At 64.9% G+C, this 14,311-nt stretch carries 13 protein-coding genes; 7 read left to right on the top strand and 6 right to left on the bottom strand.

The genetic code is table 11. From position 1 onward, the window contains the following. Window positions 1-91: 91 nt before the first annotated feature. Window positions 92-1,276, bottom strand: a complete 1,185-nt coding sequence (gene pobA / locus HBJ55_RS17380; protein WP_167117882.1) for a 4-hydroxybenzoate 3-monooxygenase — start codon at window positions 1,274-1,276, stop codon at window positions 92-94. A gap of 141 nt (window positions 1,277-1,417) precedes the next feature. Between pobA and HBJ55_RS17375 the strand changes: the two genes are divergently transcribed. Then, window positions 1,418-2,335, top strand: a complete 918-nt coding sequence (locus tag HBJ55_RS17375; protein WP_167117880.1) for a helix-turn-helix domain-containing protein — start codon at window positions 1,418-1,420, stop codon at window positions 2,333-2,335. A gap of 51 nt (window positions 2,336-2,386) precedes the next feature. Here the strand turns inward: HBJ55_RS17375 and HBJ55_RS17370 are convergent, their stop codons facing one another. From HBJ55_RS17370 to HBJ55_RS17355, 4 genes are all read right to left on the bottom strand, one after another. Continuing rightward, entirely contained in the window at window positions 2,387-3,676 is a 1,290-nt protein-coding gene (locus tag HBJ55_RS17370; protein WP_167117878.1) for a TRAP transporter large permease, read from the bottom strand. Further along, complete coding sequence (locus HBJ55_RS17365) at window positions 3,666-4,193, bottom strand: TRAP transporter small permease (RefSeq protein ID WP_167117876.1); 528 nt, start codon at window positions 4,191-4,193, stop codon at window positions 3,666-3,668. The genes HBJ55_RS17370 and HBJ55_RS17365 overlap by 11 nt, the downstream gene beginning before the upstream one ends. A 3-nt stretch (window positions 4,194-4,196) precedes the next feature. Then, window positions 4,197-5,225, bottom strand: coding sequence for a TRAP transporter substrate-binding protein (locus HBJ55_RS17360; protein ID WP_167117875.1), 1,029 nt, complete (start codon window positions 5,223-5,225; stop codon window positions 4,197-4,199). A gap of 150 nt (window positions 5,226-5,375) precedes the next feature. Then, window positions 5,376-6,080, bottom strand: a complete 705-nt coding sequence (locus HBJ55_RS17355; protein ID WP_167117873.1) for a GntR family transcriptional regulator — start codon at window positions 6,078-6,080, stop codon at window positions 5,376-5,378. Between the two features lie 176 nt (window positions 6,081-6,256). Here HBJ55_RS17355 and HBJ55_RS17350 point away from each other — a divergent pair, with 176 nt between their 5' ends. The 6 genes from HBJ55_RS17350 to HBJ55_RS17325 all read left to right on the top strand — a co-directional run bounded on the left by HBJ55_RS17350 (window position 6,257) and on the right by HBJ55_RS17325 (window position 13,093). Further along, complete coding sequence (locus tag HBJ55_RS17350) at window positions 6,257-7,339, top strand: Rieske 2Fe-2S domain-containing protein (protein WP_167117871.1); 1,083 nt, start codon at window positions 6,257-6,259, stop codon at window positions 7,337-7,339. Then, window positions 7,336-8,304, top strand: coding sequence for a PDR/VanB family oxidoreductase (locus tag HBJ55_RS17345; protein WP_167117869.1), 969 nt, complete (start codon window positions 7,336-7,338; stop codon window positions 8,302-8,304). The genes HBJ55_RS17350 and HBJ55_RS17345 overlap by 4 nt, the downstream gene beginning before the upstream one ends. A 35-nt stretch (window positions 8,305-8,339) precedes the next feature. After that, a complete protein-coding gene (locus HBJ55_RS17340) occupies window positions 8,340-9,362 on the top strand; it encodes a TRAP transporter substrate-binding protein (RefSeq protein ID WP_167117866.1) in 1,023 nt (340 codons plus the stop codon). Between the two features lie 207 nt (window positions 9,363-9,569). Next, entirely contained in the window at window positions 9,570-10,340 is a 771-nt protein-coding gene (locus tag HBJ55_RS17335; protein WP_167117863.1) for a crotonase/enoyl-CoA hydratase family protein, read from the top strand. A gap of 10 nt (window positions 10,341-10,350) precedes the next feature. Then, complete coding sequence (locus HBJ55_RS17330; protein ID WP_167117860.1) at window positions 10,351-11,136, top strand: 3-hydroxyacyl-CoA dehydrogenase; 786 nt, start codon at window positions 10,351-10,353, stop codon at window positions 11,134-11,136. A 172-nt stretch (window positions 11,137-11,308) separates the two neighbouring features. Further along, entirely contained in the window at window positions 11,309-13,093 is a 1,785-nt protein-coding gene (locus HBJ55_RS17325) for an acyl-CoA dehydrogenase (RefSeq protein ID WP_167117857.1), read from the top strand. 146 nt (window positions 13,094-13,239) lie between these two features. Here HBJ55_RS17325 and HBJ55_RS17320 read toward each other — a convergent pair whose 3' ends face one another. After that, window positions 13,240-14,304 carry a hypothetical protein gene (locus HBJ55_RS17320; RefSeq protein WP_167117840.1) on the bottom strand — a complete coding sequence of 355 codons (1,065 nt, stop codon included), beginning with the start codon at window positions 14,302-14,304 and terminating at the stop codon, window positions 13,240-13,242. Window positions 14,305-14,311 lie beyond the last annotated feature (7 nt).

The following is a 14,311-nucleotide window of genomic DNA, read 5'->3' as shown; positions in this document are numbered from 1 at the left end:
CCGACCTTAGTCGTACCTGCTACTCCTCTTCCGCATGTAAAAAGCCCGGGACAGCCATCGCGCCCGGGCAAGCAGGAAGCGTGGGAATTCGTTATTCCAGCGACTCGTAGGGCAGGCCGACATAGTTCTCGGCGATGGTCTTGAGGCCCGCTTCCGACGAGGTGAGATAGTCGAGCTCGGCCTTCTGCATGCGGGTCTCGAAGTCCTCCTCGTCGGAGAACTTGTGCAGCAGCGAGGTCATCCACCAGGAGAAGCGCTCGGCCTTCCAGATGCGCTTGAGGCAGGTACGGGAATAGTTGGGAATCAGATCGGTGCGGCCCTCTTGGTAGACCTTGACCAGCAGCCGGTAGAGCGTGTTCACGTCGCTTGCCGCCAGGTTGAGCCCCTTGGCGCCAGTGGGCGGCACGATGTGCGCGGCGTCACCCACCAGGAACAGCTTGCCGTACTGCATGGGTTCGACCACGAAGCTGCGCAGCGGGGCGATGCTCTTCTCGATCGAGGGGCCGGTGACCAGCTTTTCGGCCACGTCGTCAGGAATCCGCCGCTTGAGCTCCTCCCAGAAGCGCTCGTCGGACCACTCCTCGACCTTCTCGTCGAGCGGCACCTGGACGTAGTAACGGCTGCGCGTCGGCGAGCGCATGCTGCACAGGGCGAAGCCGCGCGTGTGGCGGGCGTAAATCAACTCGTCCGATACCGGCGGCGTATCGGAGAGCACGCCGAGCCAGCCAAACGGGTAGACCTTCTCGAACACCTTGAGGCGATCGGCGGGGATCGACCGGCGCGATACGCCATGGAAGCCGTCGCAGCCGGCCACGTAGTCACAGTCGAGGCGCAGCGTCTCGCCGTCCTTGTCGAAGGTGACATAGGGACTATCGGACTCGAGAGCCTGGGGCCGGACGTTGTCGACCTCGTAGATCGTCGTGCCGCCGCTGGCCTCGCGCGCCGCCATCAGGTCGCGGGTCACCTCGGTCTGGCCGTAGACCATCACTGTCTTGCCGCCGGTCAGCCCGGCCAGGTCGACCCGCACGCGACGGTTGTCGAAGGCGAGTTCAACGCCGCTGTGCGGATGGCCCTCCGCGTTCATGCGCTCCTCGACGCCGGCCTCGTGCAGCAGGTCGACCATGCCCTGCTCCAATACGCCGGCACGGATGCGGCTGAGCACGTAGTCACCGCTCTTGCGTTCGAGAATCACGTTGTCGATGCCTTGGCGGCTCAGCAACTGGCCGAGCAGCAACCCGGAGGGGCCGGCACCGATGATCGCAACCTGGGTCTTCATGGCATCCTCTCATGCGCTACGCTCATTCATTGACTTGTATTTTTCAATGAACCAGGAGGCGAGATAAGGCATGATCGACAGGAATAATTGGACTTTCGGCAACTCCTCTGCCGACTTTGGTCGAACCCCGACGAGGCTGTCATGAGCGTTGTCCCCACTTCTCAGGTACCCGTCTTCAAGCTCTATGGCGAAACCCGCCACTGGCCGACACCGGACCTACTGCACTGCGAGTCGATACCCGAGCGTAGCCGGCTGCACGACTGGTACATACGCCCCCACCGGCATGCTGACCTGGTGCACGTGCTGCATGTCGCCAGCGGGCAGGTAGAGCTGGAACTGGAGGGCTCCCAGCACGCCCTTCAAGGCCCGCTGGTGATCGTGGTACCGGCCATGACGATTCATGGATTTCGCTTCTCGCAGGATATCGAGGGGCACATCGTCACCCTGGCCCAGCCGCTGGCCGAGCAGCTTGGCCAGCGGCTGGAGGAGCAAGCCAGCGTGCTGCGCCATGCCGACTACCACCTGCTCGCGCAACCGCGAAAGGCCCGCCGTCTGGCTACCTTGGTGGAACAGATCGATGCCGAGTACCGTCAGCCCGCGCCTGGGCGCGACCGCATGCTGGGCGCGCTGGTCCAGGCCCTGGCGGTTGAGCTTTCACGGCAGGCCGATCCCCACGGCCTGCACGGCTCCGCTCCCGGCCCGCACCAGCGCGACCGCGGGCACGAACGGCTGGCAAACTTCCAGGCACTGATCGAGGCGCAGTACCGCCAGCAGCCCAGCATCGAGCGGCTTGCCGAACAGCTCGGCATGAGCAGCGCCCACCTCAACGCCCTGTGCCGGCGCCTGGCCGACCGCAGCGCACTGCAACTGCTTCACGAACGCCTGCTGCTGGAGGCCAAGCGTCAGATCACCTACACCAACATGACCATCAGCCAGATCGCCGATAGCCTCGGTTTTTCCGAGCCGGCCTATTTCACCCGTTTCTTCAAGCGCAATACGGGCTTCTCGCCGCGGGACTTTCGGCTGCGACAGCATGCAGCGGAAAGCACAGAAACATGACGCCCCCGGACAGGCGAGCTGAGCCGGGGGCGGAGTCTTCGTGCGATGTGCTTAGAGCAGGAACAGCGTCGTCAGCACCGGGAACGCCACCAGCAGCGCCAGGCGGATGAAATCCGAGACGATGAAGGGCGCTACGCCGCGGAATATCTCGCCCAGCCCTACGTGGGGCGCCATCGCCTTGATCACGAACACGTTCATGCCCACCGGCGGGGTGATCAGCCCGAGCTCCACGGTCAGCACCGTAATGATGCCGAACCACACCGGATCGATACCCAGCGACTGGATGATCGGGTACACCACCGGCACGGTGATCACCAGCATGGCGATGGAGTCCATGAACATCCCCAGCACGAAGTAGAGCAGCAGAATGCACAGCACCACCACCATCGGGGTCAGATCCGCGCCGTAGAGGAAGTCGCTGATCGAGAACGAGATGCGCGACACCGAGATGAAGTAGCCCAGCGTCTCGGCCCCCACCAGCATGAAGAACACCACCGCGGAGAGCGCCAGGGTCTCCTGCACGCTGTGCCACAGCCCGCTCCATCGCATCCCCTTGAACAGAGCATAGAGCAGCGTGGCGAACGCCCCGACGCTGGCCCCTTCGGTGGGCGTGAAGGCACCGAAGTAGATACCCAGGATCATCACCAGGAACACCGCGAAGAAGGGCACCAGCCCGCCCATCGACAGCAGCTTCTCCTTCCACGGTGTGGGCTCGCCGGCCACTGCCAGCGAGGGCTTGAGCCGCATCACCACGCTGACCGTGAGCGCGTACATCACCAGCCCCATCAGCCCCGGCACCAGGCCGGCCATGAACATGTCGCCCACCGACTGCTCGGTGAGGATGGCGTAGATCAGCAGCGCAATGGAGGGCGGAATCATGATGCCCAGGGTGCCGCCGGCGGCCAGCGCGCCGGTGGCGAGTCCCCGGCTGTAGCCGTAGCGCTCCATCTCCGGCAGCGCGACCCGGGTCATGGTGCTGGCCGTCGCCAGCGACGAACCCGAGATCGCCGAGAAGACCCCGCAGGAGCCAATGGCAGAAATTGCCAGCCCGCCTTTCCAGCCGCCGCAGATGCTGCGTGCAGAGTCGAACAGCTTGCCGGCCATACCGGAATGCGCCGCCAGCACGCCCATCAGGATGAACATGGGCACGGCGCTGAAACTGTAGTTAGAGAGCACTTCCACCGGCACGGTCTTCACCTGGGCGATAGCCGCATCCCAGCTGATCACCTGAGCGAAGCCCACCACCCCGACGATCAGCATGGTCAAGGCCACCGGCACTCGCAGCACCATCAGCACCAGCAGCATGCCCAGCCCGATGGCGCCAATCATCTCACTCCCCATGGGACACCTCCTGTTCGGCGCCGAAGACAGTGCCGAGCAGCGCGTGGATCAGGCTGCGCACGCCGAGCAACAGACTGAGCACCGCGGCCGCCTGGTAGATGGGGCCCATGGGCAGACGCAGGTCTTGAGTGACCTCGCCGTGACGGGTCGCCGCCACGGCCGACTCGAGCAGGCCGAGGAAGAGCACCAGACCGAGAGCCGCGAAGCCCAGCAGATAAAAGCCGTGCAGACGGTTCTTGATGGCAGGCGCGAGGCCATGGGAGAAAGCCTCCACCACCACCTGGCTCTTCTCCACGTTGGCCGCCATGGCGGCCAGCAGCGCACACAGCATCAGGTAGCTCACCAGCTCCACGCTGCCAGAGACGCGCAGGGCGATGGCGCCCTCGGTGAGACGATAAAGGTATCGTGTACCGACATCGGCGATAGTCACCGTCAGCAGCGCCAGCAGGGCGACGCCAGCGACGACGCGACAGACGAGGGCCAGCCAGTGGCTGGCCCGTTCGAGGAAAGCCCGCATGGCTTACCCCTGATTGCCCGCGCAGGACTCGCTGGCGACGAGCGCGGCTTCATAGACCTCACGCGCCGGAAGTCCGCGCTCCTCGACCTGGGCAAGGTAGCTCTCGATGCCTTCCTGGAGCGGCCCCTGCCAGTCCGGATTCTCCAGCGGGTTCTCGATCTCGCGGATGGTGTGGCCGGCGTCCCTGGCCTCCTGCTTGCCCTCGACGTCGAGCCGGTCGAAGACGGCGCCGGCGTTCTCGGCCCACTTCATGCCGGAGTTGGCGTCGATCACCGCCTGCTGCTCGGGGCTCAGGCCGTCATAGGTGCGCTGGCTCATGGTGGCGACGAAGATCAGCGTGTAGAACGGAACCTCGGTGTGATAGTTGACCAGCTCGTTGATGCGGAAGCCCTTTAGACCCTCCCACGGGAAGCTCAGGCCATCGACCACACCGCGCTGCATGGCAGTATAGATTTCCGGCGCCGGCATCCCCACGGGGTTGGCGCCCATGTTCTCGAGCATCTCGCCGGCCACGGCGGTGGGGCGACGAATGCGCAGGCCCTCGAGGTCGGACGGCACCTGCACGTCGGTGTCGATGGTATGGATCCCGCCCGGCCCGGTGGTGAACATGAACAGCGGCCGCGTATCGCCATACTCCTCGTCGAGATGGCCTTCGTCGTAGAGGGTCTGGAGCACGCAGGCGCCCTGGGTGGCAGTGCCCGCCACGCCCGGCAGTTCGACGATCTGCGACAGCGGGAAACGACCGGCGGTGTAGCCCTGTGCCGTGGCGCCGATGTCGGCGATGCCGTTGCCTACCGCTTCGTAGATGGCATCGGGCTTGGCCAGAGTGCCGGAGGGGAACATCTCGACGCGCAGCTCGCCGCCGGACTCCTCCTCGATGGTATCGGCCCAGGCCTCGAAGATATTCTGGTTGATGCCCGAGGCGCCCGGCCAGAAATGGGCCATGCGCAGGGTGGTCGCGGCTTGCGCCGAGGCGACGGTGAGACTGGCAATGGAAGCGGCCAACAGGCAGCGGGACAGAGTACGTTTCATCGGAGCTATCCTCGTTCGGCGCTCTCGTTGGCGCCTTGGTTATTATGCTGGGCTGCGATAAGTTCGCAATGCGAACCTATGTTCGTATAAGTGTACAACTTACACCAAGCCTTGGTAGCACGTTATATCGACCTTCGTATGAGAGCAGGCTCAACGGCCTCGACGCTCGTGGCCGATCCCCGGCCCCAGCCCCAGCAATTCCCCATAGCGCAGCCCGATGAAGGCGTGTTCGCGCATCAGCATCTCGGCCCGGGCGCCCTCGCCTTGGCGCAGCGCCTGGACCACCAGCTCATGCTGCACTTGGGCCAGCTGCAGCTTGCGGAATTCGCGATCCAGCGCCTCGCTGTCGATGACGATGGAGTCGGCGGCGGCAAAGGGCAGATGGTTGTTGCGAGCGATGGCATCGCCAATCACCGGGCTGCCGGCCGAGCCGACGATGGCCTCGTGGAAGTGACGATTGAGCTCGCTCCAGGCGTCGACGTCGCGCTCCTCCAGGAAACCCTTGGCCAATAGCTCCCGCCCTGTTTGGATCCAAACTTCCAGCTCGGCATCCAGCGCCTGGGAAAGCCCCTGCTCGGCCAGACGCCGCGCTGCCAGCCCCTCCAGTACCCCACGCACCTCGACGGCACAGAACACATCGGCTTCGGTGAACTCTCGCACCATGAAGCCGCGTTTGCCGGCCCGCTGCAGCAGCCCCTCCTGCTCCAGGGTGCGGAAAGCCAGGCGCACCGGGGTTCGTGAGACGCCCAACTGCTCCGATACCGCCACCTCACCGAGACGTTCGCCCGGCCCGTAGGCCCCCTCGCCGATCAGCTTGCGCAGCCGGCTCACCACACTCTTGTCGCTATTGCTCACGCGAACTCCCTGATGTCGTTGCGATTCTTGTCACTTGCAGCAATGGATCCAACTAAAGCATAAGTTGACCAATTATACGCCTTGGAGCTCTACTTTGGATCCAAACATAACATTCTCAGCACAGAGGAAGCGCCACTTCATGCCATGACCATGAACCGCTCCCGAGGAGAAGAACCGTGACTCATCAAGCCTCTTATCCCCAAGCGCCCTATCCCAAGAATACCTGGTACGTCGCCTGCACCCCGGACGAGATCGAGGACAAACCGCTGGGACGCACCATCTGCAACGAGCCGATCGTCTTCTTCCGCGGCGACGAAGGCCGCGTGGCCGCGGTGGAGGATTTCTGCCCCCACCGCGGCGCTCCGCTGTCGCTGGGCTTCGTACGCGACGGCAAGCTGGTCTGCGGCTACCACGGCCTGGAGATGGGCTGCAACGGCAAGTGCGCCGGCATGCCGGGCCAGCGGGTGCGCGGCTTCCCCAGCATTCGCGCCTACCCGGTGGAGGAGCGCCACGGCTTCGTGTGGCTCTGGCCGGGCGACCCGGACAAGGCCGACCCTAGCCTGATCCCCGAACTGCATTGGGCCGACAGCTCCGACTGGGCCTATGGCGGCGGGCTCTACCACGTCCGCTGCGAATACCGCCTGATGATAGACAACCTCATGGACCTGACCCATGAGACCTACGTGCACGCCTCCAGCATCGGCCAGCCGGAGATCGAGGAAGCCGCTCCCGAGACCCGCGTCGACGGCGACGAGGTCATCACCAGCCGGCACATGGAGAACATTCCGGCCCCACCCTTCTGGCAGGCGGCGCTGCGCGGCTGCGGCCTGGCCGACGACGTGCCGGTGGACCGCTGGCAGATCTGTCGTTTCACGCCGCCGAGCCACGTGCACATCGACGTGGGGGTGGCCCATGCCGGAAACGGCGGTTATGACGCCCCGGCGGAGGTCAAGGCGTCGAGCATCGTGGTGGACTTCATCACTCCCGAGACCGACACCTCGATCTGGTACTTCTGGGGCATGGCGCGCAACTTCAAGCCCGAGGACGCCGAACTCACCGCCAAGATCCGCGAAGGCCAGGGCAAGATATTCTCCGAGGACCTGGAGATGCTCGAGGCCCAGCAGCGCAACCTGCTGCGTTACCCCGAGCGCCAGCTGCTCAAGCTCAACATCGACGGCGGCGGCGTCCAGGCGCGGCGCATCATCGACCGGCTCCTCGTCGAAGAGCAGGAAGCCGATAAAGAGGGGGCCACGGCATGAGCGGCACGCCCCTCTCGCTGATCGTCGAGGTCAAGGCGCGTCACGATGAAGCGCAGGATATCGTCACCTTCGAACTGGCCGATCCGCATGGTCGGCCGCTGCCTGCGTTCAGCGCCGGGGCGCATATCGACGTGCGGGTGAAGGATGGGGTCATCCGCCAGTATTCGTTGTGCAATCATCCCGAGGAGCGCGACCGCTACCTGATCGGGGTACTGCGCGACCCCGCCTCCCGGGGCGGCTCGGTAGCCATGCACGAGGAGATCCAGGTGGGCGAGCTGGTTCAGATCAGCGCGCCCAAGAACCACTTCGCGCTCAAACCGGCCGGGCGCACCCTGCTGCTGGCCGGCGGCATCGGCATCACGCCCTTGCTGTGCATGGCCGAGCGCCTGGCACACACCGGCGCCGACTTCGAACTGCACTACTGCACCCGCTCCGCCGAGCGTACCGCCTTTCGCCAGCGCATCGCCGCCTCCGGCTTCGCCGAGCGGGTGCACTTCCACTTCGATGACGGCGTGCCGGAGCAGAAGCTGGACCTGAAAGCCCTGCTGGCCACACCGGAGCCCGAAACCCGCGTCTACGTATGCGGCCCCACCGGCTTCATCGACGCGGTGCTCTCGACCGCCAAGGCCAGCGGCTGGCCCAGCGAACGGCTGCACACCGAGTATTTCGCCGGCGCCGTGGCCGACACCAGCGACGACGGCAGCTTCGAGGTCAAGATCGCCAGCAGCGGCGCCAGCTTCACCGTACCCGCCGACAAGACGGTGTATCAGGTACTGGCCGAGAACGGCGTCGAGATCATGGTCTCCTGCGAACAGGGGGTTTGCGGCACTTGCCTGACCCGGGTGCTGGAGGGTGAGCCCGATCATCGCGACCTCTATCTGGATGACGACGAGCACGCCGCCAACGATCAGTTCACTCCCTGCTGTTCACGCGCCAAGAGCAAGGTCCTGGTGCTGGACCTATAAGCGTTTCAATAACATAACGACAAGAGGAAGATCCCATGACACCCAGCAAGACCGTGAACCGTATTGCCCTTTCCAGTGCACTGGCCGCCGCACTCGTCGCCACTCCCTCCCTGGCCGAGGCCACCACCCTGCGCATCGCCCACGTCTGGCCCGGCGGTTCGTTGATCGACCGCGAGCTGTTCCAGGCCTGGGGGGAGAGCGTCGAAGCGGCCTCGGATGGCCGCCTCGAGGTAGAGATCTACCCCAGCCAGACACTGGCCAAATCCGACAAGACCTACGAAAGCACCATCAGCGGCGTCGCCGATATCGGTGCCTCGGCCCAGGGCTACAACGCCGGACGCTTCCCCCTTACTCAGGTGGTCGAGCTCCCCGGCGTCTCGGCCAGCAGCCGCCAAGGCTCGTGCATCCTTCAGTCGCTCTACGAGCAAGGCCACTTCGCCGAGGAATACGCCGATTCCCGGCCGCTGTTCATGTTCACCACCGGCCCCGGCTACCTGCACACGCGGGAGCGCCTGATCGAGACGCCCCAGGACCTGGAGGGCCTGCGCCTGCGCCGCCCCACACCGGTGGTAGGCGACATGTTCACCCGGCTCGGCGCCCAGGCGGTGGGCATGCCCGCCCCGGAGGTCTTCACCGCCATGCAGCGTGGCGTAGTGGATGGCCTGAGCTTCAACTGGGAGGGCATGAAGACCTTCCGCCTCAACGAACTGGCCAGCTATCACACCGAGGTGCCGCTCTACGACCTGTCGCTGTTCGCCACCATGAGCCAGCGCACCTATGACGGCCTGCCCGAGGATCTGCAGCAGGTGATCGACGACCACAGCGGCATGGAGTGGTCGCTGCGCGCCGCCGCCGTCTACGACGAGCTGATCCGCCAGGGCCGCCAAGACGCCGAGGAAGCCGGCCACGAATTCCTGGTCATCGAAGACGCCCTCGACCACCCGGAATGGGGCCCCGTGCTGCAGCAAACCATCGAGGGTTACCTGGATGAAACCGGCAGCAGGGCCGGCGAGATCTACGAGGCCGCGATGTCTCTACAGGCAGAGTGTCCCGCCTGATCCCCTTTCCTTCCCCTCGGAACGGCAGCCTTCGGGCTGCCGTTTTTGTTTCTCGACTGACGCCTCCAGAACCAACACAAGACTAAAGTCGTGGGCCAGTAGGAATGACCCGGCAGGAGAACTGTTGTAGCCTCTATATTGTTTATATGCACAACAGTATTTTTGGACAACAAGCGCTCAGCTTGACGAACCACTGCCGAGGCCCCCATGACCGAAACTCTCGTCAAGACGACTCTGGACGACAGCATCTACACCATCACGCTGGCACGACCGGAGAAGCGCAATGCCGTCAGCGATCGCCTGCTCAGCGCTCTGGAAGAGGCACTGGTTGCCATACCGGAGGCCACCCGGGTCATTATCTTGGCCGCCGAAGGCAAGCACTTCTGCGCCGGGCTCGACCTGGCCGAGCACCAGCATCGCGAGCCCTTCGGCGTGGTACAGCACTCCCGCAGTTGGCACCGCATCTTCGATCGGCTGCAGAACGGTGGCATTCCGGTGGTCACCGCCATGCAGGGCGCCGTGATCGGCGGCGGCCTGGAACTGGCCACCGCTACCCATGTGCGAGTGGCCGAATCCAGCACTGTTTACCAGCTGCCCGAGGGGCGCCACGGCATCTTCGTCGGCGGCGGCGCCTCGGTGCGAGTGGCCAATATCATCGGCCCCGGCCGCATGTGCGAAATGATGCTCACCGGCCGCGTCATGGAGGCCGACGAGGGCCAGCGTCTGGGCCTCTCCCACTACGTGGTCGGCCAGGGCGAGAGTCTCGACAAGGCCCGCCAACTCGCCGAACGCATCGCCGAGAACGCCCCCATGGCCAACTGGGCCATGGTGTCCGCCATCTCGCGTATCGACAACATGTCCAGCGACGACGGCCTGTTCGTCGAGTCACTCACCGCCGCCCTGACCCAGACCAGCCCGGAGGTTGCCGAACGCATCGGGGACTTTTTCAAGAAGAAGGGCCAGGGCCCACGCACCTGAGGAGAGCATCATGAAATTCCAGGACAATACCTTCATCGTTTCCGGCGGCGCCTCGGGTCTCGGCGAGGCCACCGCGCGCGCCCTCCACGATGCCGGCGGCAACGTGGTGATCGCCGACCTCAATGCCGAACGCGGCGAGGCGTTGGCGAAAGAACTGAACGCCAGGAGTGCCACCGACCGCGCGCTGTTCCGGCGCACCGACGTCACCAGCGAGGCCGATGCCCAGGCCGTGGTGGCGCTGGCCGTGGACACCTTCGGCGGTCTGCAGGGGCTGATCAATTGCGCCGGGGTCGGCGACCCCGCCAAGGTGGTCGACCGCCATGGCGAGCCTCTGCCACTGGAAGCCTTCTCGCGCATCGTCAACATCAACCTGCTGGGCAGCTTCAACATGCTGCGCCTGGCCGCCGCCGCCATGGCCAAGGGCGAGCCCCAGGCCGACGGCGAGCGCGGGGTGATCATCAACACCGCCTCGGTGGCGGCCTTCGACGGCCAGATCGGCCAGCCCGCCTATGCGGCCTCCAAGGGCGGCATCGTCGCCATGACCCTACCCATCGCCCGGGAGCTGGCACGCCACGGTATTCGCGTCATGACCATCGCCCCGGGGCTGTTCAAGACCCCGCTGATGGAGGCGCTGCCGGAAGAGGCGCAGCAGTCCCTGGCCGCGTCCATCCCCTTCCCCAACCGCCTGGGCGAGCCTGGCGAATTCGCGCGCCTGGCCTGCCATATCGTCGACAACCCCATGCTCAACGGGGAGACAATTCGGGTGGATGGGTCTATCCGCATGGCCCCTCGGTAAGGAAACCTGATTTATTACTGCGCTCGATATCCTGGCCGCTGGCGGTGCTCGCAATCCTCATTGAGCAGTCAGTCAACTCCGGATGCTGCGCTCCGGCAGCGGCCAGCCTCTCTTCGCTCGCGACATAAATCAGCGTTCCCTTTTTCACAAAGTGAGATACGGAAAGGGCATCATGCTTGATTACCAGGCGCCGCTGCGCGATATGCAGTTCGTCCTCGAGGAGCTGGCCGGTCTCGAGCGGATCGGCGAGCTGCCCGGCTGCGAGGACGCCTCGCCGGATCTGGTAAGCGCCGTGCTGGAGGAGGCCGGCAAGTTCGCCGCCGGCGTGCTCGCGCCGCTCAACCCGGTCGGCGACCGCCAGGGCTGTCGCCTGGAGGATGGGCAGGTGGTCACCCCCGAGGGCTGGCAGGCGGCTTACGACCAGTTCTGCGAGGCCGGCTGGATCGGCCTCTCCCTGCCCCCTGAGCATGGTGGCCAGGGGCTGCCCAAGCTGGTCTCCACCCCGGTGTGGGAGATGTGGTTCGCCAGCAACATGGCCTTCGCCATGCTGCCCCAGCTCAACGTGGGCCAGACCGAGGCGCTGATGATCGCCGCCAGCGAGACGCAAAAGGCCACCTGGCTTGCAAAGATCGTCAGCGGCGAGTGGGCCGCCACCATGAACCTCACCGAGCCCCAGGCCGGCTCCGATCTGGCCGCTACGCGCATGCGCGCCGAGCCCGAGGGCGACGGCGCCTACCGCCTGTTCGGCCAGAAGATCTTCATCTCCTACGGCGAGCACGAGCTCACCCCCAACATCGTGCATCTGGTGCTGGCCCGATTGCCCGACGCCCTGCCGGGGGTCAAGGGCCTGTCGCTGTTCCTGGTGCCCAAGTACCTGCTCGACGAACACGGCGAGCCGGGAGAAAGGAACGACATCCGCTGCATCGCCATCGAGCACAAGATGGGCATCCACGGCAGCCCCACCTGCACCCTGAGCTACGGCGACGACGGCGGCGCCCTGGGCTATCTGGTGGGCGAGCCGCACCAGGGCCTGGCCACCATGTTCGTGATGATGAACGAGGCCCGCTTCAACGTGGGCATTCAGGGCGTGGCCCTCGGGGAGCGCGCCTATCAGGCCGCCCTTGCCTACGCCCGGGAACGCGTTCAGGGGCGCGATATCGTCACTGGCGAAGTCGGCCTACCGATCCTCGCCCACCCTGACGTCAAACGCATGCTGGTGTCGATGCGGGCCCGGCTGATGGCCATGCGCGGCCTGCTCTACACCGCCGCCGGCTGGTTCGACCTCGCCCGCCATCACCCCGATGCCGAGGTCGCCGACAAGCATCGCCGCTACGTCGACCTGCTGATGCCGGTGGCCAAGGGCTGGTGCACCGAGGTGGGCAACGACCTCTGCGACGAGGCCATCCAGGTGTTCGGCGGCATGGGCTTCGTCGAGGAGACCGGGGTCGCCCAGCTGTTCCGCGACGCCCGCGTCATCACCATTTACGAGGGCACCACCGGCATCCAGGCCAACGACCTGCTGGGGCGCAAGATCCTGCGCGAGGACACCGCCACCCTGCGCGAGCTGATCAATGACTTCCGCGAAACCGCCACGCAACTCGATGGCCATGAACGGCTCGGTGATCTGGCGGAAGCCCTGCACGACCAGGCCAACCTGCTAGACGAAACCAGCGACTGGCTACTGGCCCGTAAGGCCAACACCGCCGAGCTCTACGCCGGCGCCGTGCCACTGCTCCACCTGCTGGGCATCGCCTGCGGCGCCTGGCAGATGGCCCGCCTGGCGCTCGCCGCCGAGGCCCGGTACGAGAAAGGAGAGGGTGATGCCGAGTATCTGCAGGGCCTGATCGAACTGTCGCGCTTCTATATGGCCACCCAGGCGCCCCAGGCCCATGCCCACGGCAAGACCCTGCGCCAGGCCGGAGCAGTGCTGAGCCGCTTCCCAGCAGCAGCACTCTAGGCTCGCGATTGCGCTTGAGGCTGCTCCAAGACTCGCAGGGGAACTCCCGCCTTTCTCACAACGAAAAGAGGCGAATCATCGAAGGAAGGATGATTCGCCTCAAAGAAACGATCGAAACCGAGCGAAGGATCCGGCGACAAGCTCCCCTAGAACTTGTACATCGCCATCAACTCCACCTGCTGCCCACCCGGACGCAGCGGCATCGTCGTCGCATTGCGGTCGCGCCATTCGATGCCAAAGTCCAGGTTGGGCAAGTACGTATAGATCAGATTGACGTTGATCATTTCGAGCGTGTCGTCAGCAACGGTCGGCGCCACCTCGTCCGCTTCCACCTGGGCATAGCGGATATTGCCGCGGAATTGCTCATTGAAGCGGTGGCTCACCCCTGCCGTATAGCCGGTCGTGCTCACCAGCTCGCCATCGGCATTGACCTCACCGCTCGCAGCCATGCTGATAGGGCTCGTCGCGCCGTTGTAGCCCCAGCCGGAGTAGACGTTGTTGCCTTTCCCCGTGTAGCCGCTCAGGGCAAGCGAGGTAGCACCGAAGTTGAGCTTAGCGGCCAGGGAGAACGCGGCGCCGAATTCCGAATCGTCGATGCCGGTCTCGACCTCCCGCCCGGTGACGGCAGCATTGAAGGCGTGTCCCGCCTCGGTGCGATGCGTGTAGGAGGCGACCATGTCCGGGAAGTCGGCATCTTGGTAGACCGGGTCCTGCAGGCTGAAGCGGAATCCACCCGGGGTATAGTGCAGGACCAGATCCGGCCTTACGACCGCGCCGCTGCCGGAGACAGTACCGACACCGGTACCGTAGAAGTCGAGGATCTCCACATCGAATGGCGCGTTGGCAAAGAACTGGCCGGTCCAGGTCTGACCGAGAGTGAAGTCGTCGACCTGGATGTAGGCATGGCGCAGTCGCATGGCGTAACTGGTGTCCGATGTATCCGTCGCATTGTCCCAGAAATCGCCCTCGATGAAGCCCGTCACGCTATGGCCCTGAACGTCCTTGTCGACCTTGAAGTTGATGCGCGACTGGCGAGCGCTCGCATCGAAGTTCCTGTCTCCCCCATCGGGATCGGTAAAGATTCCCTCCGCCTTGACATAGCCTCCGATGCTGAGATTCGCACCGCCGAATTCACCCAGCTCGAGGGCATAAGCCTGTGCCGTCATAGTCGACAGTGCGACCGCCATGGCCAGTCTTTTTTTATTCATCATCTTGTTC

The organism is Billgrantia bachuensis, assembly GCF_011742165.1.
Classification (GTDB): domain Bacteria; phylum Pseudomonadota; class Gammaproteobacteria; order Pseudomonadales; family Halomonadaceae; genus Halomonas; species Halomonas bachuensis.
Note: the sequence above shows the minus strand (reverse complement) of the source record. Positions and strands in the feature narration are given on the sequence as shown.